Annotated in this window: 24 protein-coding genes and 1 riboswitch; of the genes, 9 read left to right on the top strand and 15 right to left on the bottom strand. The window is 70.4% G+C overall.

Annotated features, from left to right (window positions below):
- The first annotated feature begins 23 nt into the window (after positions 1 to 23).
- On the top strand, positions 24 to 236 hold the full coding sequence (locus ACZ6C6_RS11285; protein ID WP_469201457.1) for a hypothetical protein: 213 nt from the start codon (positions 24 to 26) through the stop codon (positions 234 to 236).
- Here the strand turns inward: ACZ6C6_RS11285 and ACZ6C6_RS11280 are convergent.
- The 5 genes from ACZ6C6_RS11280 to ACZ6C6_RS11260 all read right to left on the bottom strand — a co-directional run bounded on the left by ACZ6C6_RS11280 (position 233) and on the right by ACZ6C6_RS11260 (position 6903).
- The gene (locus ACZ6C6_RS11280; protein ID WP_469201455.1) at positions 233 to 1252 is read right to left on the bottom strand and encodes a ribonucleotide-diphosphate reductase subunit beta; all 1020 of its coding nucleotides are present in this window, start codon (positions 1250 to 1252) and stop codon (positions 233 to 235) included. The two genes, ACZ6C6_RS11285 and ACZ6C6_RS11280, sit on opposite strands and share 4 nt — an antisense overlap.
- A complete protein-coding gene (locus ACZ6C6_RS11275; RefSeq protein WP_469201453.1) occupies positions 1252 to 3678 on the bottom strand; it encodes a ribonucleoside-diphosphate reductase subunit alpha in 2427 nt (808 codons plus the stop codon). The genes ACZ6C6_RS11280 and ACZ6C6_RS11275 overlap by 1 nt, the downstream gene beginning before the upstream one ends.
- 140 nt (positions 3679 to 3818) lie before the next feature.
- Positions 3819 to 3942: riboswitch (cobalamin riboswitch) on the bottom strand.
- A gap of 65 nt (positions 3943 to 4007) precedes the next feature.
- Positions 4008 to 5624, bottom strand: coding sequence for a monocarboxylate uptake permease MctP (mctP, locus tag ACZ6C6_RS11270; protein ID WP_469201451.1), 1617 nt, complete (start codon positions 5622 to 5624; stop codon positions 4008 to 4010).
- The gene (locus tag ACZ6C6_RS11265) at positions 5621 to 5875 is read right to left on the bottom strand and encodes a DUF3311 domain-containing protein (RefSeq protein WP_469201449.1); all 255 of its coding nucleotides are present in this window, start codon (positions 5873 to 5875) and stop codon (positions 5621 to 5623) included. Before ACZ6C6_RS11265 ends, mctP begins: the two co-directional genes overlap by 4 nt.
- Before the next feature lie 257 nt (positions 5876 to 6132).
- Complete coding sequence (locus ACZ6C6_RS11260) at positions 6133 to 6903, bottom strand: GntR family transcriptional regulator (protein ID WP_469201844.1); 771 nt, start codon at positions 6901 to 6903, stop codon at positions 6133 to 6135.
- A gap of 281 nt (positions 6904 to 7184) precedes the next feature.
- Between ACZ6C6_RS11260 and ACZ6C6_RS11255 the strand changes: the two genes are divergently transcribed.
- From ACZ6C6_RS11255 to ACZ6C6_RS11240, 4 genes are all read left to right on the top strand, one after another.
- A complete protein-coding gene (locus ACZ6C6_RS11255) occupies positions 7185 to 8483 on the top strand; it encodes a sugar ABC transporter substrate-binding protein (RefSeq protein ID WP_469201447.1) in 1299 nt (432 codons plus the stop codon).
- Positions 8484 to 8598: 115 nt separating this feature from the next.
- Complete coding sequence (locus tag ACZ6C6_RS11250) at positions 8599 to 9612, top strand: carbohydrate ABC transporter permease (RefSeq protein ID WP_469201445.1); 1014 nt, start codon at positions 8599 to 8601, stop codon at positions 9610 to 9612.
- Positions 9609 to 10472 (top strand): carbohydrate ABC transporter permease, encoded by an 864-nt coding sequence (locus tag ACZ6C6_RS11245; protein ID WP_365680342.1) that lies wholly within the window; start codon positions 9609 to 9611, stop codon positions 10470 to 10472. The genes ACZ6C6_RS11250 and ACZ6C6_RS11245 overlap by 4 nt, the downstream gene beginning before the upstream one ends.
- Before the next feature lie 9 nt (positions 10473 to 10481).
- Positions 10482 to 12017, top strand: a complete 1536-nt coding sequence (locus ACZ6C6_RS11240) for a glycoside hydrolase family 3 protein (RefSeq protein ID WP_469201443.1) — start codon at positions 10482 to 10484, stop codon at positions 12015 to 12017.
- A 60-nt stretch (positions 12018 to 12077) separates the two neighbouring features.
- Here ACZ6C6_RS11240 and nagB read toward each other — a convergent pair whose 3' ends face one another.
- Positions 12078 to 12863, bottom strand: a complete 786-nt coding sequence (gene nagB, locus ACZ6C6_RS11235; protein WP_469201441.1) for a glucosamine-6-phosphate deaminase — start codon at positions 12861 to 12863, stop codon at positions 12078 to 12080.
- 199 nt (positions 12864 to 13062) lie between these two features.
- Here nagB and ACZ6C6_RS11230 point away from each other — a divergent pair, with 199 nt between their 5' ends.
- Together ACZ6C6_RS11230 and ACZ6C6_RS11225 are read left to right on the top strand one after the other, a co-directional pair.
- Positions 13063 to 14133, top strand: coding sequence for an SIS domain-containing protein (locus tag ACZ6C6_RS11230; protein ID WP_469201439.1), 1071 nt, complete (start codon positions 13063 to 13065; stop codon positions 14131 to 14133).
- A gap of 351 nt (positions 14134 to 14484) precedes the next feature.
- On the top strand, positions 14485 to 15951 hold the full coding sequence (locus ACZ6C6_RS11225) for a sensor histidine kinase (RefSeq protein ID WP_469201842.1): 1467 nt from the start codon (positions 14485 to 14487) through the stop codon (positions 15949 to 15951).
- 165 nt (positions 15952 to 16116) lie between these two features.
- On the opposite strand, the gene ACZ6C6_RS11220 is transcribed toward ACZ6C6_RS11225, so the two are convergent.
- Positions 16117 to 16374 (bottom strand): WhiB family transcriptional regulator, encoded by a 258-nt coding sequence (locus ACZ6C6_RS11220; protein ID WP_003953983.1) that lies wholly within the window; start codon positions 16372 to 16374, stop codon positions 16117 to 16119.
- A 319-nt stretch (positions 16375 to 16693) separates the two neighbouring features.
- A complete protein-coding gene (locus ACZ6C6_RS11215) occupies positions 16694 to 17662 on the bottom strand; it encodes a diacylglycerol/lipid kinase family protein (RefSeq protein ID WP_469201437.1) in 969 nt (322 codons plus the stop codon).
- 141 nt (positions 17663 to 17803) lie between these two features.
- On the opposite strand from ACZ6C6_RS11215, the gene ACZ6C6_RS11210 reads away from it, so the two are divergent.
- On the top strand, positions 17804 to 18262 hold the full coding sequence (locus ACZ6C6_RS11210) for a hypothetical protein (RefSeq protein ID WP_469201435.1): 459 nt from the start codon (positions 17804 to 17806) through the stop codon (positions 18260 to 18262).
- Positions 18263 to 18329: 67 nt separating this feature from the next.
- On the opposite strand, the gene ACZ6C6_RS11205 is transcribed toward ACZ6C6_RS11210, so the two are convergent.
- The 3 genes from ACZ6C6_RS11205 to ACZ6C6_RS11195 form a co-directional block, all read right to left on the bottom strand.
- The gene (locus ACZ6C6_RS11205) at positions 18330 to 19310 is read right to left on the bottom strand and encodes an RNA polymerase sigma factor SigF (protein WP_469201433.1); all 981 of its coding nucleotides are present in this window, start codon (positions 19308 to 19310) and stop codon (positions 18330 to 18332) included.
- The gene (locus ACZ6C6_RS11200) at positions 19307 to 19720 is read right to left on the bottom strand and encodes an ATP-binding protein (protein ID WP_018105584.1); all 414 of its coding nucleotides are present in this window, start codon (positions 19718 to 19720) and stop codon (positions 19307 to 19309) included. The genes ACZ6C6_RS11205 and ACZ6C6_RS11200 overlap by 4 nt, the downstream gene beginning before the upstream one ends.
- A gap of 230 nt (positions 19721 to 19950) precedes the next feature.
- Positions 19951 to 20211 (bottom strand): UBP-type zinc finger domain-containing protein, encoded by a 261-nt coding sequence (locus tag ACZ6C6_RS11195; RefSeq protein WP_328902252.1) that lies wholly within the window; start codon positions 20209 to 20211, stop codon positions 19951 to 19953.
- A gap of 35 nt (positions 20212 to 20246) precedes the next feature.
- Here ACZ6C6_RS11195 and ACZ6C6_RS11190 point away from each other — a divergent pair, with 35 nt between their 5' ends.
- Positions 20247 to 21842, top strand: coding sequence for a Na+/H+ antiporter (locus ACZ6C6_RS11190; RefSeq protein ID WP_469201431.1), 1596 nt, complete (start codon positions 20247 to 20249; stop codon positions 21840 to 21842).
- Here ACZ6C6_RS11190 and ACZ6C6_RS11185 read toward each other — a convergent pair.
- The 4 genes from ACZ6C6_RS11185 to ACZ6C6_RS11170 all read right to left on the bottom strand — a co-directional run bounded on the left by ACZ6C6_RS11185 (position 21824) and on the right by ACZ6C6_RS11170 (position 25250).
- Positions 21824 to 22765, bottom strand: coding sequence for a 1-aminocyclopropane-1-carboxylate deaminase/D-cysteine desulfhydrase (locus tag ACZ6C6_RS11185; RefSeq protein WP_469201429.1), 942 nt, complete (start codon positions 22763 to 22765; stop codon positions 21824 to 21826). The genes ACZ6C6_RS11190 and ACZ6C6_RS11185 overlap by 19 nt on opposite strands.
- Positions 22766 to 22799: 34 nt before the next feature.
- Entirely contained in the window at positions 22800 to 23393 is a 594-nt protein-coding gene (locus ACZ6C6_RS11180) for an N-acetylmuramoyl-L-alanine amidase (RefSeq protein ID WP_469201427.1), read from the bottom strand.
- 125 nt (positions 23394 to 23518) lie between these two features.
- The gene (locus tag ACZ6C6_RS11175) at positions 23519 to 24712 is read right to left on the bottom strand and encodes a globin domain-containing protein (RefSeq protein WP_469201425.1); all 1194 of its coding nucleotides are present in this window, start codon (positions 24710 to 24712) and stop codon (positions 23519 to 23521) included.
- A gap of 88 nt (positions 24713 to 24800) precedes the next feature.
- Entirely contained in the window at positions 24801 to 25250 is a 450-nt protein-coding gene (locus ACZ6C6_RS11170; protein WP_469201423.1) for an RrF2 family transcriptional regulator, read from the bottom strand.
- Positions 25251 to 25323: the final 73 nt, after the last annotated feature.

Raw genomic sequence — 25323 nt, 5'->3', positions numbered from 1 at the left:
GCCGGAACGAGGACAGTAGAGGCATGAACACATTCCTGAACTTCCTCGGCATTTCCGCACTTTTCGCCCTCGTCCTGCTGCCCGCACTGGTCGGCATGGCCCGCGAACGCCGCATCGACCGCGAGCTGCGCGAAGCGGAACAGGACCGGAGCACCCGCCCACCGCAAAGCGCGGACGCCGCGCGGCCGGCGGGGGCCGCACGGCGTCCGTACCTCAGGAGCTGGGCGAGGGTCTAGAAGTCGTCGTCGAAGGCGACCGTGCCCTCCACGGCCACCTGGTACGCCGACGGGCGCCGCTCGAAGAAGTTCGTGAGCTCCTGGACCCCCTGGAGCTCCATGAACGCGAACGGGTTCTCCGATCCGTACACCGCCGGGAACCCCAGCCGGGTGAGCCGCTGGTCGGCGACGCACTCCAGGTACGCGCGCATCGACTCGGTGTTCATGCCGGGCAGCCCGTCGCCGCACAGATCGCGGCCGAACTGCAGCTCCGCCTCGACGGCCTCCTTCAGCATGTCGGTGACCTGCTGCTGGAGCGCGTCGTCGAAGAGATCCGGCTCCTCCTTGCGGACCGTGTCCACGACCTCGAACGCGAAGTTCATGTGCATGGTCTCGTCGCGGAAGACCCAGTTGGTCCCGGTGGCCAGGCCGTGCAGCAGCCCGCGCGAGCGGAACCAGTACACGTACGCGAAGGCGCCGTAGAAGAACAGCCCCTCGATGCACGCCGCGAAGCAGATCAGGTTCAGCAGGAAGCGGCGGCGGTCCGCCTTCGACTCCAGCCGGTCGATCTTCTCCACCGAGTCCATCCACCGGAAGCAGAACTCCGCCTTCTCGCGGATCGAGGGGATGTTCTTCACCGCCGCGAAAGCCGCCGCGCGGTCGTCCGGGTCGGGCAGGTAGGTGTCGAGCAGCGTCAGATAGAACTGGACGTGCACGGCCTCCTCGAACAGCTGCCGCGACAGATACAGCCGGGCCTCGGGGGAGTTGATGTGCTTGTACAGGGTCAGCACCAGGTTGTTCGCGACGATCGAGTCACCCGTCGCGAAGAACGCGACCAGCCGCCCGATCAGGTGCTGCTCGGCGGGCGTCATCCTGGCGAGGTCCGGCACGTCCGAGTGGAGGTCAACCTCCTCCACGTGCCAGGTGTTCTTGATCGCGTCCCGGTAGCGCTCGTAGAAGTCCGGGTAGCGCATGGGCCGCATGGTCAGTTCGAAGCCCGGGTCGAGCAGGTTCTGTTCGGTGGGGGTGGTGCTCATTACTGGCATGCCTCGCAGGACTCGGGGTTTTCCAGGGAGCAGGCGATGGCCTCCGCGTCGGGCGCCTGCGCCTGCTGTACGGGGACGGTCGCGGCGGCCGACGCGGCCCGGGCGATCCGGGTGGCCGGACGCGACCGCAGGTAGTACGTCGTCTTCAGGCCCTGCTTCCAGGCGTACGCGTACATCGAGGAGAGCTTGCCGATCGTCGGCGTCTCCAGGAACAGGTTGAGCGACTGGCTCTGGTCGAGGAACGGCGTACGGGCCGCCGCCATGTCGATCAGGCCGCGCTGCGGGATCTCCCACGCGGTGCGGTACAGCGCCCGCACGTCCGCCGGGATCCACGCGAAGCCCTGCACCGAGCCGTTCGACTCGCGCAGCGCCTCACGCGTCCGCGCGTCCCACACGCCGAGCCGCTTCAGCTCGTCCACCAGGTAGCCGTTGACCTGGAGGAACTCACCGCTCAGGGTCTCCCGCTTGAAGAGGTTGGAGACCTGGGGCTCGATGCACTCGTAGACCCCCGCGATCGAGGCGATCGTCGCGGTCGGGGCGATGGCCAGGAGCAGCGAGTTGCGCATCCCGCTCCTCGCGATCCGGGCCCGCAGGGCATCCCAGCGCTCCGGCCAGTTCAGCTCCACGTCGTAGTGGTCCGGGTGCAGCACCCCGCGCGCGGCCCGGGTCTCGGACCAGGCGGGCAGCGGACCCAGGGGGGTCCCCCCTGCACCGGAGCCTGTCGAAGGTGTTTGGGGGCGCTCCGCGAGGGCGCAGGACGCCTCGTACGCGGCGAGCATGACGCGCTCGGCGATCTTCGTGGAGAGCGCGCGGGCCTCGGGCGAGTCGAAGGGCAGCCGCAGCTGGAAGAAGACGTCCTGGAGGCCCATCGCGCCCAGGCCCACCGGCCGCCAGCGGGCGTTGGACCGGCCGGCCTGCTCGGTCGGGTAGAAGTTGATGTCCACCACGCGGTCGAGGAAGGTCACCGCGGTGCGCACGGTGGCGTCCAGCCGCTCCCAGTCGATCGAGGAGCCCTTGACGAACGCGCCGAGGTTGACCGAACCGAGGTTGCAGACGGCCGTCTCGCCGTCGTCGGTGACCTCCAGGATCTCGGTGCACAGGTTCGAGGAGTGCACGACCCTGCCCGGCTCGGCGGTCTGGTTCGCGGTGCGGTTGGAGGCGTCCTTGAACGTCATCCAGCCCTGACCGGTCTGCGCCAGGGTCCGCATCATCCGGCCGTACAGCTCGCGGGCCGGCATGGTCTTGCGGGCCAGGCCCTTCGCCTCGGCGGCCCGGTACGCGGCGTCGAACGCGTCGCCCCACAGGTCGACCAGCTCCGGCACGTCCGCCGGGGAGAACAGCGACCAGGCGGCGTCCGCGTCGACGCGGCGCATGAACTCGTCCGGGATCCAGTGCGCCAGGTTCAGGTTGTGCGTGCGCCGCTGGTCCTCGCCCGTGTTGTCGCGGAGCTCCAGGAACTCCTCGATGTCCGCGTGCCAGGTCTCCAGGTAGACCGCGGCGGCACCCTTGCGGCGGCCGCCCTGGTTCACGGCGGCCACGGAGGCGTCCAGCGTCTTGAGGAACGGCACGATGCCGTTGGAATGCCCGTTGGTGCCCCGGATCAGCGAGCCCCGGGCGCGGATGCGGGAGTACGAGAGGCCGATGCCGCCCGCGTGCTTCGACAGGCGGGCCACCTGGTGGTAGCGGTCGTAGATCGAGTCCAGCTCGTCCAGCGGCGAGTCGAGCAGGTAGCAGGACGACATCTGCGGGTGGCGGGTGCCGGAGTTGAAGAGCGTCGGCGAGGACGGCAGGTAGTCCAGCCGGCTCATCAGCCCGTACAGCGCCGCGACCTCGTCCAGCGCCCGCTCGGAGGTGTCCTCGGCGAGCCCGGCGGCGACCCGGAGCATGAAGTGCTGGGGGGTCTCGATGACCTGGCGCGTGATCGGGTGGCGCAGCAGGTAGCGGCTGTGCAGGGTACGCAGCCCGAAGTACCCGAAGCGGTCGTCGGCCCCGTCCGCGAGCGACCGCTCGACCAGGGCGTCCAGGGCGGTCGCGTGGAGCGTGACGAACTCGGCGGTCCGGTCCGCGATCAGGCCCTCGCGGTGGCCCACGGCGACCGAGGCGGCGAACGAGGTGGCACCCTGTCCGGCGGCCTCGTCCGCGATGGACCGGGTGAGCAGCCGGGCGGCGAGGCGGGAGTAGGCCGGGTCCTCGGAGATGAGGCCCGCCGCGGCCTCGGTGGCCAGCGAGCGCAGCTCCGCCTCGTCCGACCGGGCGTTGCGGCCGCGCAGCGCGGCGGCGGCGACGCGGCCGGGGTCGGTGTCGGGCAGGTCCGCGGTGAGGTCGGTCAGGGTCCGCAGCAGTGCGGTGCCCGGTCCGTCGCTCGTGGTTCCCGTTGATGCGGCCGCTGAAGCCGGATCGGCTGGCGCGATGGTCACGTGGTGCTCTCCCTCGCTCGGCTCTGGGCCGGCGGGGAGCGGGGGCAGCCGGGCAGGAGGGGCCCGGGCGGGGCGGCACTCCGTGCGGCGTCCACCGGCCCATCCCACGAGGCCCGGACGTCTGGGCATCCGGTTCGGTCGAGCCGGATGCGCCGTCGGCAGGTCCTCGGACTTGTCGGGTGTGCCGAAGCACACCGAAACACCGTTGCGGGACAGTTCCGGATTCACACCGGATTCCCCTGCGGCGACAGCGAGCATGAGCATACATGTGGGGGCCGCCCTGCCGGGCAGCCCCCACATGTTGTGTCGCGTGGCGTCAAGGTGTGCGGTCAGTGACCGCCGGGTGCTCCCGCCGTGGCCGGCGGCAGCTTCTCCTGGACGCCCGGGTCGCCCGCGTCCGCGGTGTAGTCGCCGGGGGAGGTCTCGTCGGTCCCGACGGGGGCCTTGACCGCGTTCAGGACGAAGGTGAGGACGACGACGACCACGACGTTCAGCACGAACGCGGTGAGGCCGATGTAGCCGATCTCGCCGAGGCCCGGGATCTCCTTGGAGGACCCGCCGAAGTGCTTCTGCGTCGGGCTCGCGACCCCGTACGCGGCAGCCGTGCCGTAGATCATGCCGACCGCCCAGCCGGCGATGAGCGCCCAGCGGTGGAACCACCGGGTGAACAGGCCGCCGACCAGGGCCGGCATGGTCTGGAGGATCCAGATCCCGCCCAGCAGCTGGAAGTTGATCGCGACGGTCTTGTCCATGGTGAGGACGAAGGCGAGCGCGCCGACCTTGACCAGCAGCGAGACCAGCTTGGAGACCTTGGTCTCCTGCTCGGGCGTCGCGTCCGGCTTCAGGAAGTCCTTGTAGATGTTGCGCGTGAACAGGTTCGCCGCGGCGATGGACATGATCGCGGCCGGCACCAGGGCGCCGATGCCGATCGCGGCGAAGGCCACCCCGGCGAACCAGTCGGGGAACATGTTCTCGAAGAGCTGCGGGATGGCCAGCTGGCCGTTGTCCACCTTGACGCCGGCGGCGATCGCCATGAAGCCGAGCAGCGCGAGCAGGCCCAGCATCAGCGAATACAGCGGCAGGATCGTGGTGTTGCGGCGGATCACCTCACGGCTGCGGCTGGAGAGCGTCGCCGTGATCGAGTGCGGGTACATGAACAGCGCCAGCGCGGAGCCGAGTGCCAGCGTGGCGTAACCCCAGTGCCCGGCCTCGGGCGGTGCGAGTCCGCCCGCGCCCGCCTTGGTGAACTTGTCCTGGGCGGAGGCGAAGATGTCGTCGAAGCCGCCCAGCTTGATCGGGATGTAGATGATCGCGACGGCGATGACCAGGTAGATCAGCCCGTCCTTGACGAACGCGATCAGCGCGGGCGCCCGCAGCCCCGACGAGTAGGTGTACGCGGCGAGCACCGCGAACGCGATCAGCAGCGGCAGGTCCTTGACGAACCAGTTGGTGTTCTCGCCGCCCCCGACGCCCATCACGTCCAGCACCGCCTGGATGCCGACGAGTTGGAGCGCGATGTACGGCATGGTGGCGAGGATTCCGGTGACCGCGACGGCCAGCGACAGCCCCTTCGAGCCGAACCGGCCGCGGACGAAGTCCGAGGTGGTGACGTACCCGTGCTTGTGCGAGACCGACCACAGGCGCGGCAGGAAGGTGAAGATCAGCGGGTACACCAGGATGGTGTAGGGCACGGCGAAGAAGCCGGACGCGCCCGCCGCGTAGATCGCCGCGGGGACGGCGACGAAGGTGTACGCGGTGTAGAGGTCGCCGCCGAGCAGGAACCAGGTGACCCAGGTGCCGAACGACCGGCCGCCCAGGCCCCATTCGTCGAGCGTGGCCTCGTTCTCGGCCTTGCGCCAGCGGGCGGCCAGGAAGCCCATGACCGTGACGGCCAGGAAGAAGAAGATGAAGACGCCGAGCGCGACGCCGTTCACGCCGTCCTTCATGCCGACGCACCCCCCTTGCGGGCGCGCTGGTCACGCTGCCACAGCTTGTACGCGATCATGGTGAGCGCGGTGGAGATCAGCACCCAGAGCATCTGGTACCAGTAGAAGAACGGGATGCCGATGAACGTGGGGTCGATCTTCGCGTACGAACTCACCCAGAGCATCGCCACGAACGGCGCGATGAGGCACAGCGCGATGACCACCCGCAGCGGTGTGACCGTGGGTGGCTTTCCTTCTGGTTCTTCCGGCATGGCGGCGACTCCGTCCCCTCGCTGATCACCTGTAATGCGCAGGAAATCTAGGCGAGGCATCCGGCCACCGTCACCCCCCGTCCGCATTGCGGTCCGGCAACGGTCGTCACCGGCCGGCCGGATGGCCGGATTGGCGGCAAACGTCCGGGGGTTGGTCCGGTCCAAGGCCGGCCACGGGAACGCCGAACGGCCCCCGGAGGCGGGTCCGGGGGCCGTTCGCGGCGCACATGCGTACGCCGGGTCAGTCGGTGCGACGGTCAGTCCAGCGGCCGCTTCAGGCGGGCCACGAACTTGTAGCGGTCGCCGCGGTAGACCGAGCGCACCCACTCGACCGGTTCGCCCTGCTCGTCCAGTGAGTGCCGGGAGAGCATCAGCATCGGCAGGCCCACGTCGGTGCCGAGCAGCCCGGCCTCGCGCGGAGTGGCCAGCGAGGTCTCGATGGTCTCCTCGGCCTCGGCCAGCCGGACGTCGTACACCTCGGAGAGCGCGGTGTAGAGCGAGGTGTACTTGACCAGTGAACGGCGCAGCGCGGGGAAGCGCTTGGCCGAGAGGTGCGTGGTCTCGATGGCCATCGGTTCGCCGCTCGCCAGGCGCAGCCGCTCGATGCGCAGGACGCGGCCGCCGGCGCTGATGTCGAGCAGCCCGGCGAGCGTGTCGTCGGCGGTGACGTAGCCGATGTCCAGGAGCTGCGAGGTCGGTTCGAGCCCCTGGGCGCGCATGTCCTCGGTGTACGAGGTGAGTTGCAGGGCCTGGGAGACCTTCGGCTTGGCGACGAAGGTGCCCTTGCCCTGGATGCGTTCCAGGCGGCCCTCGACCACCAGTTCCTGGAGCGCCTGGCGCACGGTGGTGCGCGAGGTGTCGAACTCGGCCGCCAGGGTCCGTTCCGGTGGAACGGGGGTGCCCGGCGGCATGGTGTCCGTCATGTCGAGGAGATGTCGCTTCAGCCGGTAGTACTTGGGTACGCGCGCGGTGCGCGTCCCGGCGCCCGCGCCCGTCTCGTTCTCCGCACTGCCCCCGTCGGCGCCCATGGCCCGCCTTCCCGACTGCTGCGTTGCTGCCGTCACCGGCTCCTCCGTCTGTCGCGGCTCACATGGTGGCACGGTCCGGTCACGGCTCGTCGCCCTCCCTCAGGTGTCGGTCCTATAACGGACGCGAGTGCACTTCTTATACACCCTTGACACCCCTAAAGGTCTAGGCCAAGCTCCCGGTACTGGTCTAAACCATTAAAGACCAGGTCCCAGCCCCAGAGGTACTCGTCGACGTTCTCGCGCGGTGGGGAGGGGGTTGCAGCATCCCTGAGGAGGGTGGCGTGAAGCGCAAGCTCATCGCGGCGATCGGCGTCGCGGGCATGTTGGTTTCCATCGCGGCGTGTGGTTCGGACGACAAGACGTCCTCGAAGGACCCGAAGGACCGCAAGGAAGACCTGACTGTCTGGCTCATGGGCGAGGCCCAGTCGACCTGGCCCGAACTGGTCAAGGACGTCAACGCCCAGTTCAAGAAGAAGTACCCGAACGTCAACGTCAAGATCCAGTACCAGGGCTGGGCTGACAAGGTCAAGAAGCTCGACACCTCCCTCGGTGGCGACAAGTTCCCGGACGTTGTCGAACTCGGCAACACCGAGACCATGCAGTACATCCTCAACGGCGCGCTCGGCGAGATCGACACCGCGAAGTACGAGAACTCCGACACCTGGATCAAGGGCCTCAAGGACACCTGCTCCTACGAGGGCAAGATCTACTGCGTTCCTTACTACGCCTCCGCCCGCCTCGCGGTCTACAACAAGGACATGCTGAAGGCCGGTACCGGCAGTGACGCCCTCCCGCAGAACGAGGACGACTTCCTCAAGGCGATGGACAAGGTCCAGGCCGAGCTCGCGAAGAAGGACAAGCGCGCCTCGTCCCTGTACTACCCGGGCCGCTACTGGTACGCCGCCATGTCCTACGTCGCGGCCGAGGGCGGTCAGATCGCCAAGTACGACGAGGGCTCGAAGGAGTGGAAGGCCAGCCTCTCCACCCCCGAGGCGCAGAAGGGCATCCAGCACTTCGTCGACCTGGTCAAGAAGTACAACAAGGCCGACCAGACGAAGGACGAGCAGGACCACGCCAACGTCATGGCCAACGAGAAGGCCGCGGTCATCTACGGCCAGGCCTGGGAGGCCGGCAGCGTCACCACGGGTGAGAACGGCAACCCGAAGCTCGACGGCAAGATCGCCACGGCCGGTATGCCCGGCCCGAACGGCAAGGCGCTCCCGTCCTTCATCGGCGGCTCCGACCTCGCCACCATCTCCAAGTCCAAGGTCCAGGACCTCGGCCAGGAGTGGATCTCCCTCTTCACCAACGCGAAGTCCATGGACGTCCTCGCGTCGAAGAACATCCTCCCGAACAACGAGAAGCAGCTTGAGCCGCTGAAGGCCAAGCCCGAGACGGCCGCCATCGCCAACGCGGTGCCGGACGCCTGGTTCACGCCGATCGCTCCGGGCTGGGCCTCCATCGAGAAGGAGGAGATTCTGGAGAACATGCTCCTGAAGATCCTCAAGGGCACGTCCGTCGCCGACGCCACCAAGAAGGCCGACAGCGAGATCGACGCACTGATCAACAAGAAGGCGTAAGTCTTCCGATCGCCAGGCGGGGGCCCGGCATTGCGCCGCGGCCCCCGCTCGCTTCAGCTCAAGAACGCCGTGTTATCCGGGGGCTGCCTCGGACCCGCGATGGAAGGTCAGCCACGTGACTGCCGCCGATACCAAGGCCGCCGGGCCACCGGTCCCCGTACCACGTGATCCCAAGGCGGACGGGAGCCCGCTGTCCGATGAGGGCGGCACCGCACCCCTGAAGCAGAAGAGGAAGCGGAAGAAGGGCGAACTGCTGCCCTACCTCCTGATCCTCCCGGCGATCGTGGCGATCGCCGCCGTCTACCTCTACCCGCTCGCCAAGACCGTCATCATGTCCTTCCAGGACATGGGCCGGCGCGAGCTGTGGACCGGTGATCCCGCACCCTGGGTCGGCTTCGACCAGTTCACCAACATCCTCGGTGACTCCGAGTTCTGGTGGGTGACCTTCCGCACCGTCGTCTTCATGGCCGTCTGCGTGTCGCTGACCATGGGCATCGGTCTGCTGATCTCCCTGCTGATGCGCCGGCTGTCCAACTGGGTGCGGCTCATCCTGACCTTCTGCCTCATCGCCGCCTGGGCGATGCCGCTGATGGTCGCCGCCTCCATCTTCCGGTTCATGGCCGACTCCGACTACGGCCTCATCAACACCCTCATCGCGAAGGTCGTGGGCGACGACTGGCTCGGCCACAACTGGTACCTCGACCCGGTCCAGGGCTTCGCGATCATCACGCTGCTGGTCGTCTGGGGCGCCATCCCCTTCGTCGTCGTCACCCTGTACGCCGCCCTCACCCAGGTCCCCCAGGAGCTGGAGGAGGCCGCCTCCCTCGACGGCGCCAGCAGCTTCGGCGTGTACCGCTACGTGACCTGGCCGGTCATCAAGCCGGTCTTCAGCATGGTCGCCACGCTGTCGGTGATCTGGGACTTCAACGTCTTCGGCCAGATCTGGCTGCTGCGCGGCAGCAAGCCCGAGCCGGAGTACGAGACCCTCGGCCTCTACTCCTACTCGAAGGCCTTCGAGTCCACCTCCTTCAGCCAGGGCACCGCGATCGCCCTGATCACGGTGATCCTGCTGTCCGCGGTGGCCGTGTACTACCTGCGCCAGCTCATGAAGACGGGAGAGGTCGAATGAGCACCACGACCGACACACCACAGGTCCTGCGCCCGGACCGCAAGAAGAGCCGCGTCGGCCTGAACATCCTCGGCCTCGGCATCTCGCTGGTCATGGTCTTCCCGGTCTACTGGCTGGTCATCAGCGCCCTGCGGCCCAGCCGCGAGATCCGCTCGTACGACCAGACCCTGTGGCCCTCGTCGATCACCTTCGACAACTTCGTCAAGGCCGTCGACCAGCCGAACTTCGGCACCGCCGTCCAGTCCAGCCTGATCGTCACGATCACCGCCGTCGTCGGCGGCATGATCATCGCCACCCTGGCGGCCCTGGCCATCGGCCGGTTCCGCTTCTTCGGCCGCAAGCCCCTGCTCCTGATCATGATCCTGGTCCAGATGCTGCCGCCCACGGCGATGCTCATCCCGATCTACGCCCAGCTCAACGCCATGGGCGGCATCGACGAGTACTGGAGCCTGATCGTCGTCTACCTGGTCTCCACGCTGCCGTTCGCGACGATCATGATCCGCGGCTTCGTGGTGAACATCCCGGTGGAGCTGGAGGAGTCCGCCATGGTGGACGGCTGCACCCGCTTCGGTGCCTTCCGCCGGGTGATCCTGCCGCTGCTCGCCCCCGGACTCGCCGCCGCGTCGATCTTCGCGCTGGTGAACGCCTGGAACGAGTACCTCTTCGCCTACATCCTGATCAACGACAACTCCAAGTACACGCTCAACGTGTGGCTGATGACGTTCACCAGCGAGCGCGGTACGGACTACGGCGCCCTCATGGCGGCGTCCACCATGATCGCTCTTCCGGTCGTCATCTTCTTCATGTTCGTGCAGAAGAAGATGGCCGCGGGGCTCACCTCCGGCGCCGTGAAGGGATAACGCCGCCCCATGACCACCCTCACCTCCACCACGGACACCGTCACCCGTGACGCGCTCGCCGTGCTGCAGCCCGGCTTCACCGGCACCACGGCCCCCGAGTGGCTGCTGCGCCGGGTCGGCGAAGGGCTCTCCTCCGTCGGGCTGTTCGGCCGCAACATCGAGACGCCCGGACAACTCGCCGCGCTCACCGCCCAGCTCAGGGCCGAGCGGGACGACGTGCTCGTCGCCATCGACGAGGAGGGCGGCGACGTCACCCGCCTTGAGGTGCGGAACGGCTCGTCGTTCCCCGGCAACCTGGCGCTCGGCGCGGTGGACGACACCGAGCTGACCCGGGCCGTCGCCCACGAGCTGGGCCGCCGCCTCGCCGAGTGCGGGGTCAACCTCAACTGGGCCCCGTCCGCGGACGTCAACTCCAACCCGGGCAACCCCGTCATCGGCGTCCGCTCCTTCGGCGCCGACCCGCACCTGGTCGCCCGGCACACCGCCGCGTACGTCGAGGGCCTCCAGGCCGCCGGGGTCGCCGCCTGCACCAAGCACTTCCCCGGGCACGGCGACACCGCGGTCGACTCGCACCACGCACTGCCCCGCATCGACGTCGACCTGGAGACCCTGCACGCCCGGGAGCTCGTCCCGTTCCAGGCGGCCATCGCGGCCGGCTCCAAGTCGGTGATGAGCGCGCACATCCTGCTGCCCGCGCTCGACCCGCACCGCCCGGCCACCCTCAGCCCCCAGATCCTCACCGGTCTGCTGCGCGAGGAGCTGGGGTACCAGGGGCTCATCGTGACGGACGCCGTGGAGATGCAGGCCATCGCCTCGACGTACGGGATCGAACGCGGCTCCGTCCTCGCCGTCGCGGCCGGTGCCGACGCGCTCTGCGTCGGCGGCGGGCTCGATGACGACAGCACCGTCCTGCGGCTGCGCGACGCGCTGGTCGCGGCGGTGCGCTCCGGTGAACTTCCCGAGGAGCGGCTCGCCGACGCCGCTGCCCGGGTCCGCGCCCTCGCGTCCTGGACGCGGGAGGCACGGGGGGCTGTACGGGAGCCGGGCGCGGCAGCACAGGAGGGGACCGCGCCCGGCACCGCACAGAGCACCGGCATCGCCTCGGACATCGGTCTGGTCGCCGCCCGCCGCGCGGTGAAGGTGACCGGCGAGGGCGCACCGCTCACCGCTCCGGCATACGTGGCCGCCTTCACCCCGGCCGCGAACATCGCGGTGGGCGACGAGACCCCCTGGGGCGTCGCGGCCGAGTTGGCCCGGCTCGTCCCGGGCACGGAGACCGACACGTACAACGGTGCGTCCGAGGCCCCGGCCGAGGCCGCGCTGCGGGCGGCGGGGGAGCGGCGCATCGTCGCCGTGGTCCGCGACGCGCACCGCCACGCGTGGATGACCGAGGCCCTGGACGCGCTGCTGGCGGCGCGCCCGGACACCATCGTGGTCGAGATGGGCGTCCCCCAGGCCGGGCCCCGGGGAGCCCTGCACATCGCGACGCACGGCGCCGCCCGCGTCTGCGGCCAGGCGGCGGCGGAGATCATCGCCGGGAGCTGACCTCCGCACATACGGGAGGGCCGGGACACCACACGGTGTCCCGGCCCTCCCGCGTAGGAACTACAGCCCCTGCCAGGCCGGCTTCGCCGCGTACGTCGCGCGGAAGTAGTCCGCCAGCTTCAGCTTCGACGCCGCCGCCTCGTCCACGACCACCGTCGCGTGCGGGTGCAGCTGGAGCGCCGACGCGGGCACGATCGAGGCGACCGGTCCCTCGACCGTCGCGGCCACCGCGTCCGCCTTGCCCTCGCCCGTCGCGAGCAGGATCGGGTGGCGGGCCTCCAGGATCGTGCCGATGCCCTGGGTGATGACGTGGTGCGGCACCTGGTCGATGTCGTTGTCGAAGAAGCGCGCGTTGTCGACCCGGGTCTGCTCGGTGAGCGTCTTGATCCGGGTGCGGGAGGCGAGCGAGGAGCAGGGCTCGTTGAAGCCGATGTGCCCGTCGGTGCCGATGCCCAGCAGCTGGAGGTCGACACCGCCGGCCTCGGCCAGCGCCCTGTCGTACGCCTCGCAGGCCGCCTGGACGTCCTCGGCGGAGCCGTCGGGGCCCATGAACGCGTCCTCGGAGAGCCCGAGCGGTTCGACCACCTCGCGCAGCACCACGGAGCGGTAGGACTCCGGGTGGCCCGCCGGCAGCCCGACGTACTCGTCCAGCTGGCAGACGCGGGCGCGCGAGGCGTCCACGGCACCGGAGCGGACCAGGTCCGCGAGGGCCTGGTAGATGGGCAGCGGGGTAGAGCCGGTGGCAACGCCGAGAAGGGCGTCGGGCTTGCGGCCGAGCAGGGCGCCGATGGCCCCCGCGATCAGTTCGCCGCCTGCCTTGGCGTCCGGGACGATGACAACTTCCACGCGGGGCCTGCCGATCCGATCGAGAGTGACGATATGTGGTATAGACCAATCAAGGTCCCAATCTAGCAGACTCACCCTGCCCCGGGACGTCCGTACCGGCACGCGGACGCGCCCCGCCGGGCGTCGCCCGCTGGCGGCCCCCGCGCACCCCGTGTTCGACTTGTGCGAGGCACCGCGCGACTCCCGGGAGGCACCAGACATGTCAGCCACGTACCCGGCCGGCGGGGGCGAGTGGCCCGGCCGCATCATGTCCGGCGAGATGGCCGAGCAGCCCGCGGTGCTCCGCCGCATCCTGGAGCGCGGCGCGCCCGCCATCCGTGAGACCGCCGGGCGGATCGCGGCGCGCAATCCGCGCTTCGTCCTGCTCACCGCCCGCGGCACCTCCGACAACGCCGCCCTCTACGCGAAGTACCTGCTGGAGATCACGCTGGGGCTGCCCTGCGGGCTGGCCTCGATGTCGACCACCACGGCGTACGGCGCGAAGCCGGACCTCCGCGACGTCCTGGTCGTCACCGTCAGCCAGTCCGGCGGCTCGCCCGACCTGGTGGCGTCCACCAAGGCGGCCCGGGAGGCCGGCGCGGTGACCCTGGCGGTGACCAACAACCCGGACTCGCCGCTCGCGGCCGTCTCCGAGTACCACATCGACATCCTGGCCGGGCCCGAGAAGGCGCTGCCGGCCACCAAGACGTACACCGCCTCCCTGCTCTCGCTGTACCTGTTCGTGGAGGGGCTGCGCGGCGGCGACGGGGCGGCGGCGGCCGTCCTGCCGGACCTCGCGGAGGAGGTGCTCGCCCGCAAGGACGAGGTGAGGGCCCTGGCGTCGCGCTACCGCTTCGCCGAGCGCATGGTCATCACCTCGCGGGGGTACGGCTACCCCACGGCCAAGGAAGCCGCCCTGAAGCTCATGGAGACGAGCTACATCCCGGCGCTCTCGTACTCCGGCGCCGACCTGTTGCACGGCCCCCTCGCGATGGTCGACAACATCTCGCCGGTGATCGCCGTGGTGACGGACGGCCGGGGCGGTGAGGCCCTTCAGCCCGTCCTGGACCGGCTGCGCGGCCGGGGCGCCGACCTCTTCGTCGTCGGGCCGCAGGCACAGGTGGCGGCGGCGTCCGCGGGGTTCGTGCTGCCGACGGCCGGGGTGGCGGAGGAGATCCAGCCGGTCCTGGAGATCCTGCCGCTCCAGATGCTGGCGTACGAGGTGACGATCGCGCGGGGCCAGGACCCGGACGCGCCGCGCGCGCTCGCGAAGGTCACGGAGACCCGCTGAGGCCCTGGAAGAACCCGCGGGCCGCGGCGCCGGGCCGGGACCCTCAGCCCGACCAGCACCGCAGCCCGGAGTGGGGCCGCCCTCGCGGGCGGCCGGCTCGGCCGGCGGTGTGCGGTGCCCCCGGCCGGGGGAGAGGCACCGGCGCAGTCAGGGCAGAGAGCGCGGGTACCTCGTCCGCTCTCCTGTGCGGGGAGAGCGGAGGTCTTCTCCATCAAGCATTGTGGACTAGACCACTGGGCCGTGTCCATCCATGCGCGGTGCCAATGTCGGCCCCGGTTCACTGCACGTACGGGCAGCGGTTCCGGTTCGGACCGGCGGGCATCCACGGGTACGCTCGCACACGTGCCCTCCATGAACGACCTCGTACGCCAGCACACCGCTCTGAGCGACACCGACCTAGAGTGGCTGCACCTGCTGGTCTCGGAGTGGCAGTTGCTCTCCGACCTCTCCTTCGCCGACCTCGTCCTGTGGGTCCCCACCCGCGACGGCACGCGGTACGTCTCCGTCGCGCAGATGCGGCCCAACACCGGTCCCACCTCCTACCAGGACGACATGGTGGGCCACCTGGTCCCGCGTGGCCGCCGCCCGCTGCTCGACGCGGCGCTGGACGAGGGCCGGATCGTGCGCGAGGGCGACCCGGAGTGGCGCGAGGAGGTGCCCGTACGGGTCGAGTCGATCCCCGTACGCAGGGAGGGCCGGGTGCTCGGCGTGATCGCGCGCAACACCAACCTCCTCACCGTCCGCACCCCGTCCCGGCTGGAGCTGACCTACCTCCAGTCCGCGTCGGACCTGGCCCAGATGATCGCCGCCGGTGCCTTCCCCTTCCCGGGCCAGCAGGTCGACATGGACGCGTCCCCGCGCGTCGGCGACGGCCTGGTCCGGCTGGACGCCGACGGGGTCGTGCAGTACGCCAGCCCCAACGGCCTCTCCGCCTACCACCGTCTCGGTCTCGCCTCGGACCTGGTCGGCCAGCACCTCGGCCAGATCACCGCCGAACTCGCCCCGTCCCGGGGCCCGGTGGACGAGGCCCTGGTGAAACTGGCCAGCGGTTACGCGCCCCGTGAGTTCGAGGTGGAGTGCGCGGGCGGGGTGATCCAGCTGCGCGCGATCCCGCTCAAGCCCAAGGGCGTCCGCATCGGCTCCCTGGTCCTCCTGCGCGACGTGACGGAACTGCGCCGCCGCGAACGCGAGTTGATCACCAAGGACGCCACCATCCGGGAGATCCACCACCGGGTGAAGAACAACCTCCAGACGGTCGCCGCCCTGTTGCGCCTCCAGGCCCGCCGGATGGAATCCCCGCAGGGCCGCGAGGCGCTCAACGAGGCGGTGCGGCGCGTCGGTTCGATCGCCATCGTGCACGAGACGCTGTCCCAGAATCTGGACGAGCGGGTGGAGTTCGACGACATCGCCGACCGGGTCATCGCCATGGTCGCGGAGATCTCGCCGGGCAAGGTGACCTGCCGCCGCACGGGACGCTTCGGGATACTCGACGCCGAGGTCGCGACACCGCTCTCGATGGTCCTCACCGAGGTCCTGCAGAACGCCCTGGAACACGCCTTCTCCGTCGCGGAGTCCGGCACCGTCGAGGTCTCGGCGGTCCGCGGCGGCTCGCCCGCCGAGGGTCGGCTGCTCATCACCGTCCAGGACGACGGCTGCGGTCTGCCCGAGGGGTTCGACCCGCAGAAGGCCGGCAACCTCGGTCTCCAGATCGTCCGCACGCTGGTCGAGGGCGAGCTCGGCGGCACGTTCGGCATGGTGCCGGCGCCGGAGCGCGGGACACAGGTCGTCCTCGACATCCCGGTCCGCAACGAGAAGTAGCGCGGCGCACCGCACACGCCAGAGAGCCCGGACCGTTGGTGAACGGTCCGGGCTCTCTGGTCAAGCATGCGCTTCGGGGGTACTGCGCGCTGCGACTCGGGGGGCGGGGTGGTGCGTACGCGCTGTACGCGCCGCCTGCGCTGAGGTTCGTAGCGGTGGCGTCGGTCAGGCGCTGGCGTTGCGCGCCCGGTTGCGAGCGGCGCGGCGCTTCATCGCGCGGCGCTCGTCCTCGCTGAGGCCACCCCAGACGCCGGAGTCCTGGCCGGACTCAAGCGCCCACTGCAGGCACTGCTCCATGACGGGGCAGCGACGGCAGACGGCCTTGGCTTCCTCGATCTGCAGCAGCGCAGGACCGGTGTTGCCGATGGGGAAGAACAGCTCCGGGTCTTCCTCACGACAAACGGCGTTGTGACGCCAGTCCATGGCTGCTACCTCTCCTTGGTGTTACGTACTGTGGCTTGTGAATGTGAACGCTTTCACGAATCCCCCCGCAGGTGTAGGCCCAACGCCCAGATGAACTGGTTGTGGTCCTGTGCAGTGAGGAGGGGTTCTGGCTCTCAGTGGAGGCCGTTGTTGCGGGCCGTCCCGATCGCCATGTAGAGATTCGCAAACCTCGGCGGCGGATACAACCCCTTCAGGAAAGTTTTTTTTGATTCCTCGGTGTCGGCTAGGTCACAGCCGTACTTCTAGAGGGTGGAAGCCAGTCCAAACGTTCGAGTTAAAGGACTTTGGTCCCTTCCACTCACACAATCACACGCAGTGCACGGCGTACGCCTGTGAACGTCACACTCGTACGCACCCCGAGGTGGTCACCGTCCATCTGGAAGGGCAGTGGGACCTTTGAATGCAAGGTGAAGTCCGTGAGGTCGTGCCGTGAAACCGCGTGCTTCCCCCGCGGGCCCTTCTCCGGGCTCGACGTGAGCAGCTGGGTGGCGTAGCGGCTGACCGCCACCGTGGACAGTTTCTGCAGGCCCAGCACGTCCAGGGCGGTGTCGAAGGACGCCTTCGGGGCCGCGTACACCGGCCGGTTCCCCAGGTACGTCCAGGGGGCCGTGTTGCAGATTATGGAAAGCGCGAGATCGGTGACCGGCTCCTCACCGGGCACATCGAGCGTTATCACGCCCTGCCTCCGGTGCGGCTCCTCCAGGAATTGCCGGAGCACCTGGCGCACGTACAGGGCGTGCGTCGAACGCCTGCCGCGCTCCCGCTGCTGTTCGACCCGGCCGACCACCCCGGCGTCGAATCCGAGGCCGGCGCAGAAGGTGAACCAGCGCTCCGGCACCGATTCGTCCTCCGTGCCCGGCGTACCCGCCGCGAGGCCGAGGCCGACCGTGCGTTCGGTCCGGTTCGCCAGCGCGTCCAGGATGGCGCCGGTCGCCTCCACCGCGTCGTTGGGCAGCCCGAGGGCCCGCGCGAAGACGTTGGTGGAGCCGCCGGGCACCACGGCCAGCTTCGGCAGGTGGTCCAGATCGGGGCCCCGGTGCAGCAGGCCGTTGACGACCTCGTTGACCGTGCCGTCGCCGCCGAGCGCCACCACGAGGTCGATGTCGTCGCTGTCGGCGGCCCGCCGCCCCAGGTCACGGGCGTGCCCGCGGTACTCGGTGGAGACGGCCTCCAGCTTCATCTCGCTCGCCAGCGCGTGGATCAGCACGTCACGGGTCCGCGCACTGGTGGTGGTGGCTGCCGGATTGACCACAAGAAGTGCGCGCATGTCTGCCAGCCTACCTACCACGGGGTACCCCCCTGAAGTCCTGCTCGCAGCACCTCACGCTCGGTGACGGCGCGGGGGTGCGGCGGTGGTGCGCGCGACCCCGGCTTTCCTTCGCCGGGGGCGGGATGCCAACCTGCAAGGGTGAGTACTCAGCAGAACGCGCCCTCGCCCCTGGCCGAGCCGGCGAAACCGGCCAGGATCGCGCTGGTGGCCGCGATCAGCGGCCTCGAAGGCGCCGCCCTCGTCGTCGGCGGGATCTACATGCTGGTGATGGGGCTGCTGGGCCGGCCCGACAGCCCCGAGCAGGCCGAGATGGGCGGGCTGACCGTCATCGCGCTCGGCCTGATCCCGCTTCTCGCTGCCCGCGGCCTGCTGCTGCGCCGCAGCTGGAGCCGGGGCCCGGCGCTCATCACGCAGATCATCGCGCTGCCGGTGGCCTGGACGTTGCTGCGCTCCCACGGCGTGCTGATCCCGGCCGGCATCGTGCTCGCGGCGGTCGCGCTGACCGCGCTCTACCAGCTGGTCAGGCCCGCCACCATCGAGGCCCTCGGCATCCGCAGGCCGGGCAGCACGTCCGACGCGGACACCGGGGACGCCTGAGGGCTCCCGGGACACACGAAGAGGCCGCCGGGACGACCCGGCGGCCTCTTCCGCGTCACCGCGCCCGCTACTCCTCCACGAGGAGCCGCTCGCGCAGCTGCGCCAGCGTGCGGGCCAGCAGCCGCGAGACGTGCATCTGCGAGATGCCGACCTCCTGCGCGATCTGCGACTGGGTCATGTTGCCGAAGAACCGCAGCAGCAGGATCCGCTTCTCGCGCGGCGGCAGGTCCTCCAGGAGCGGCTTCAGCGACTCCCGGTACTCGACGCCCTCCAGCGCCTCGTCCTCGGAGCCCAGCGTGTCCGCCACGGCCGGCGACTCGTCGTCCGTGTCCGGCACGTCCAGCGACAGCGTGCTGTACGCGTTGGCCGACTCCAGGCCCTCCAGGACCTCCTCCTCGGAGATCCCCAGCCGCTCCGCCAGCTCGTGCACCGTCGGCGAGCGGCCGTGCAGCTGGGAGAGCTCCGCCGTCGCCGAGGTCAGCGAGAGCCGCAGCTCCTGGAGGCGGCGCGGCACCCGCACCGCCCAGCCCTTGTCGCGGAAGTGGCGCTTGATCTCCCCGACGACCGTCGGCGTCGCGTACGTCGAGAACTCGACGCCCCGCTCCGGGTCGAACCGGTCGACGGATTTGATCAGCCCGATGGTGGCGACCTGGGTCAGGTCGTCCAGCGGCTCCCCGCGATTGCGGAAGCGACGGGCCAGGTGCTCCACCAGCGGCAGGTGCATCCGCACCAGCCGGTTGCGCAGCTCCGCCCGCTCCGGCGAACCGTCGGCGAGCTTGCCCAGCTCGATGAACAACGCCCGCGCCTCGCTGCGGTCGTTTGGATCGTGGTGCCCGTGCTCGCTCATCTGGCCTGCCCGCTCCGCCTGCGACTGCTTCACCGCGACCGTAATGCCGGCGGGCCCGTCCGCCCCGCCCACCGCACGGGGCAGCTCCGCCCCGTCCACCGGATGAGGCAGGGCCTGCTGATCCGGGATGCCCGCCGCACGCACCACCCCCGGTCGGATCGTCTCGTCCCGCACAGGACCGTCCCCGTTCCCGTTGCTCACGCCGGCCCGGGTCCCGCGCCGCGCTGTTTGTACAGGCTGATGCTGACCGTACGGTCGTCGGCGACCGAGGAGTCGACCTTCCCGGCCAGTGCGGAGAGCACCGTCCAGGCGAAGGTGTCGCGTTCCGGGGCGCGGCCGTCCGTGGTCGGGGCCGCGACCGTCACCTCGAGTGAATCGTCGATGAGACGGAACACGCAGCTGAGGACGGAGCCGGGCACGGCCTGCTGGAGCAGGATCGCGCACGCCTCGTCCACCGCGATGCGAAGGTCCTCGATCTCGTCGAGAGTGAAGTCCAAACGTGCTGCGAGACCGGCCGTGGCCGTGCGCAGCACCGACAGGTAGGCACCCGCAGCGGGCAGCCGGACCTCTACGAAGTCCTGATTCCCGGGCTCGCCTGCGATCTGGGACACCCTCACCTCCAAGGTGGCACAAACTCATTCGAGGTTCCGGGAGAACGCCCGGAGCCATGCGGTACGTCTTCGGTTCTCGGTCCGGCGACGCTATCGCGATCCATGATGCCGTGTCGCCGGAACCCCGCCCTGAGGCTGTCACTCATGGTAGGTCCATGAGTACGCACAGTGCCTAGGGGTCTGCGTCGCTCAATTACGAACAACGCGCGCCGGTTTGACGTACCCGGACGTCAGACGATCGAACCGTCGACAAAGCACCAACGCCAGTTCTCGCCCGGTTCGAAGCTCCGCATGACCGGATGGCCGGTCCGCTCGAAGTGCCCCGTCGCGTGCCGGCCCGGCGAGGAGTCGCAGCAGCCGACATGACCGCAGCTCAGGCACAGCCGCAGCTGCACGGGGTGGGTGCCGGCCGCCAGGCACTCGGGACAGGTTTCGCCGAGGGGCGCGGGCTCGGGGCGCGGCAGGTCCGGTACATGCGGGCAACCACTCATGATGGCCAGGTTACGACGGATGCGAGGATCATGAGATGGACGCATTGCCCCTGGTGGCGCTGGTCGCGGGCAGTGCCGCGACCGCCGGCCTCGCCCGCCGCACCCCGGTGCCGGCCCCGCTTCTCCTGGTCGCCGTCGGCCTGATCGCCTCGTACGTGCCGGGGGTGCCGTCGTACACCCTGGACGCGCACATCGTGCTCCCCCTGCTGCTGCCGCCCCTGCTCTACACGGCCGCCGTGGACAGCTCCTACCTCGATCTGCGGGCCAACCTGCGGCCGGTGGCCCTGCTGTCCGTCGGGTACGTCCTGTTCGCGACGGTCGCGGTGGGATGGCTGGCCTATCTGCTGGTGCCCGATCTGCCGCTGACCGCCGCGCTGGTGCTCGGCGCCGTGATCGCCCCGCCGGACGCCGTCACCGCCGCGGCCATCGCCCGCCGGGTGGGGCTGCCCGCGCGTGTCACGACGATCCTCCAGGGCGAGTCCCTGGTGAACGACGCCACCGCGATCACCGCGTTCAAGGTGGCGCTCGCCGCGGCCGTGGGGGAGGGCATCAGCTGGGGCGCGGGGGTGCGGGAATTCCTGCTGGCCTCCGTCGGGGGCGTCGGGGTCGGCCTGCTGCTCATGGTCCCGCTGCACTGGCTGCGCACGCACCTCAGGGAGCCGCTGCTCCAGAACACCCTGTCGCTCCTGATCCCGTTCGTGGCGTACGCGGCGGCCGAGCGCGTGCACGCCTCGGGGGTGCTCGCCGTGGTCGTCGTCGCGCTGTATCTGGGCCACCGGTCCTGGCAGGTCGACTTCGCCACCCGGCTCCAGGAGGCCGCCGTCTGGAAGATGGTCGCCTTCGTCCTGGAGTCGGCCGTGTTCGCGCTGATCGGCCTCCAGCTGCCGTTCGTGCTCAAGGGGCTCGGCACCTACTCCGTGGCGGACGCCTTCGGGTACGCGGTGCTGGTCTTCCTGGCCGTGGTGGTGGTCCGGTTCGTCTGGGTCTACCCGGCGACCTTTCTGCCCAGGTGGCTGTCGCGGCGGATCAGGGAGCGGGAGACCGGTACGGACTGGACCTCGCCGCTCATCGTCGGCTGGGCCGGGATGCGCGGGGTCGTCTCGCTCGCCATCGCCTTCTCCGTCCCGCTCGTCACCAGCGACGGCGACGCCTTCCCGGCCCGGAACCTGGTGCTGTTCCTGACGTTCACCACCGTCATCGGCACGCTGGTGGTGCAGGGGCTCACGCTGCCGCTCCTCGTGCGCGTCCTGAAGCTCCCGGGCCGGGACCGGCAGGCCGACACGCTGGCCGAGGCGCAGGCCCAGAACGAGGCGTCCACGGCCGCCGAGGCCCGCCTGGACGAACTGCTCACCGACGAGCGCAACCGGCTGCCCCAGCCGCTCGCGGACCGCCTGCGGACCGTGCTGGAACGCCGCCGCAACGCGGTCTGGGAACGCCTCGGCGCGGCCAACCCGGTCACCGGGGAGTCGGCGGACGAGACCTACCGGCGGCTGGCCGGCGAGATGATCGAGACCGAGCGGGAGGTCTTCGTACGGCTGCGGGACGAGCGCAGGATCGACGACGAGATGATGCGCACCCTGCTGCGCCGCCTGGACCTGGAGGAGGCGGCGGCCTACCGGGAGGAGGGCTGAGCGCCCCCGGGGCCGGCGGGCTCCTCGGGCGCGTCCGGACGGCCGGTGATCACGGCCGCGACCGCGGTTCCGGCGGGGAAGGCGCCCTCCTCCGCCAGCACGGTGAGCGCGTGCAGCATTTTGGCCACATACAGTCGCTCCACGGGCAGCCCGTGCCGGTCCTCGAAATCCTTTGCGAACGCGTGCAGGGCCGGTGTCGTACGGGCGTAGCCGCCGAAGTGGAACCGCTCGTCCAGCCACCAGTCGCCCGCCGGGCCGCCGAACGCCTCCCGCTGGAGCTCCCGCACCGCCTCGCCCAGGAAGCCGCCGCGCAGGACCGGGACGCCGAGCGCGCGCTGCCCCGGCGCGAGTCCGGCGGCGAGCCCGGCCAGGGTGCCGCCGGTGCCGCAGGCCACGGCGGCCACGTCGGCCACGCCCCGCAGTTCGCGCCCCAGCTCGGCGCAGCCCCGGGCCGCGAGGGCGTTGCTGCCGCCCTCCGGGACGACCTCGCAGTCCCCGTACGCCTCCAGCAGTCCGGCCAGGACCGCCGGGTCGGCCTTGGCGCGGTAGGTCGCCCGGTCCACGAAGTGCAGCCGCATCCCGTCGGCGGCGCACCGGGCCAGCGAGGGGTTGAGCGGCCGATGGGCCAGTTCGTCACCGCGTACGACCCCGATGGTGCGGAATCCGAGGAGCCGTCCGGCGGCGGCGGTGGCCCGCAGATGGTTGGAGTACGCGCCGCCGAAGGTGAGCACGGGACGCCCGGCGGCGGCCGCCAGATTGGGCGCGAGTTTCCGCCATTTGTTGCCCGGCAGATCCGGGTGGATCAGGTCGTCGCGCTTGAGCAGCAGCGTCACGCCGTGCCGGGCCAAGCGCTCGTCCGCGGCCTGCTGCAGGGGCGAGGGCAGCCGCGGGTGGAGCAGGGATGCGGGAGACGGGGCGGGCATGGGCTCCATTGTGGCGGCGGGCGCAGCCCGGGGCTCATTTGAGGCGGTCGTGGATGCGGTCGCGCATGTCCCCCATCGCGAAGCCCTTCGGGTCCACCTTGCCGGGCTGCCACTCGCGGTGGCCGATGACCGAGCGGGCGGTCCAGCCGTGGTGGCGGCAGATGGCCGCCGAGACCTTCTCGATGGCTTCGAGCTGGGCTTCCGGCCAGGGGTCCTCGCCGTCGCCGAGGTTCTCGCACTCGAAGCCGTAGAAGTGCCGGTTCCCGTCGGTGTTGGCCTCGTTGTCGTGGGGAAGTCGCTTCTTCTCCGCGACGACCGCGCGCAGGACGTCGTCGTCGCCCATCCCCGCGTGGTTGGTCCTGCCGTAGCCGACCAGATGGACCCGGCCGTCCTTGGCGATGACGCCGTGGCACAGCGGTCCCGGCAGGTCGGGGTGGCCGTCGCGGCACATCTCCACAGTGGCGTCGGTCCCCTTGGTGACGGAGTGGTGGATCATCACCCCGTTCACGGGGCCCCAGGGGCCCTTGTGGTTCCGGTTGTGGCTGCGCCAGTCGCCGACCTCGACGACGGTGAGCCCTTCCTTCTTGAGGGCGGCGAGAAACGCGCTCGCGGACATGGGTGAGGACATGACCGGCTCCTTCTGTGCGTGTGGGAGCGGTTCTACCCAACCGGAAGGGCCCCGACCGGTCGCGGGGCGACGGCGGGGCCCTGTTCGGATCCTGTGCGAGCCGATCCGGACACGATCAGTACGACCTAGGAGGCGAGCCAGAGGTCGGGGCCGAACACCTCGTAGTGGATGTCGGAGGCCGGGACGCCCTTGGCGAGCAGCTGGGTGCGGACCGAGCGCATGAAGGGCAGCGGGCCGCAGAGGTAGGCGTGCGTGCCCGGCAGGACGACGAGACCGCTCAGGTCCACGAGCCCGGTGCGGTCGGCGGGGTGGCCGTCCTCCGGGTTCTCGTACCAGAAGTGGGCGGCGGCGTCGTGCAGCTTGGCCGTGAGCGCGGTGTGGTCGGTGCGCAGCGCGTGATCGGCGGGGGAGCGGTCGCCGTGCACGACGGTGACCGGGGCGCGGTGCTCCGACTCCGCGAGGTGCTCCAGCATCGACAGGATCGGGGTGCAGCCGATGCCCGCGGAGGCGAGCAGCAGCGGGGCCTCGTCGGACTTCAGCACGAGGTCGCCGTACGGGGCGGAGACCCGGAGCCGGTCACCGGCGCCGACCCGGGCGTGCAGGTGGCGGGAGACCTCGCCGTCCGGGGCGTCGTTGCCGTGCACCCGCTTGACCGTGATGGAGCGGAGCGCCGAGCCGGGGGCACTGGACAGGCTGTACTGGCGTATCTGCCGGGCACCGTCCGGGAGTTCGACCTGGACGGAGACGTACTGGCCGGGGCGGAAGGCGGGGGCCGGGGAGCCGTCGGCGGGGCGGATGCGGAACCGGGCGACGTCGTCGGTCTCCTCGGTGCGCGAGACGACCTCCCACTCGCGCCAGACGTCGCCGGCGACGACGCCCTGCTCCGCGTACAGCCGCTCCTCGATGGCGATCAGGGCGTTGGCCATCAGCCAGTAGACCTCGTCCCAGGCGGCGGCGACCTCGGGGGTGACCGCGTCGCCCAGGACCTCGGCTATCGCGGCGAAGAGGTGGGTGTGGACGACCTCGTACTGGGCCGGGGCGACCCCGAGCGAGGCGTGCTTGTGCGCGATCCGGCCGAGCATCACGTCGGGGCGGGTCCCGGGCTGCTCGACCAGTTGGGTCGCGAAGGCGGCGATGGAGCCGGCGAGGGCCCGGCGCTGGGTGCCGGACGCCTGGTTGCCCCGGTTGAACAGGTCGCGCAGGAGCTCCGGGTGGGCGTCGAACAGCTTGCGGTAGAAGAGATCGGCGATGTCCCCGATGGCCGCGCCGACGGCGGGCAGGGTGGCGCGGACGGTTGCGGTGGACGACTCGGAGAGCATCGGTGACTCCTCGGATGTTGAATTGGCATCTAGGATGCGCATTTAACGGCAGTGTAGGCACCGGGCCGGCGGCCCGGTGTGGCGGGGGTCAGTCCCCGGCGGGCGGTCCGGCGCCGAGGCTGATCAGCAGGGGGCCGGTGGGCGTGGCGGTCAGGTCCGCGATGGTGAGGGGGTCCAGGGCGGCGTAGAAGGCTTCCTGGGCCTCGCGCAGCGCGCCGCGCAGCCGGCAGGCCGCCCGGAGCGGGCACGGGGTGGCGCCCTCGCAGTCGACCACGTCGCCGGGCTCCTCCAGCTCGCGGACGAGGCCGCCGACCGACGCGCTCCTGCCCGCCTCGGTGAGGGCGAGCCCGCCGCCCCGGCCCCGTCGCGCCTCGACCAGGCCGAGGTGCTGGAGGCGGGCCACGACCTTCGCGGCGTGCGAGTACGGCACCCGCATGACCGCCGCCACCTCGCGGGTGGTCGGCGGGTCCTCGTGCTTCACGACGGCGAGGCGCATCAGGACGCGCAGCGCGACGTCGGTGAACTTGGTCAGCCGCATGGCGGTCAGATTAGTTAATTGGCATTCCGGATACAAATTTAAGGGTGGGTATGGCGCGGGTGCCGTGTGGGCA

Source organism: Streptomyces sp. NPDC041814, from assembly GCF_055590565.1.
Note: the sequence above shows the minus strand (reverse complement) of the source record. Positions and strands in the feature narration are given on the sequence as shown.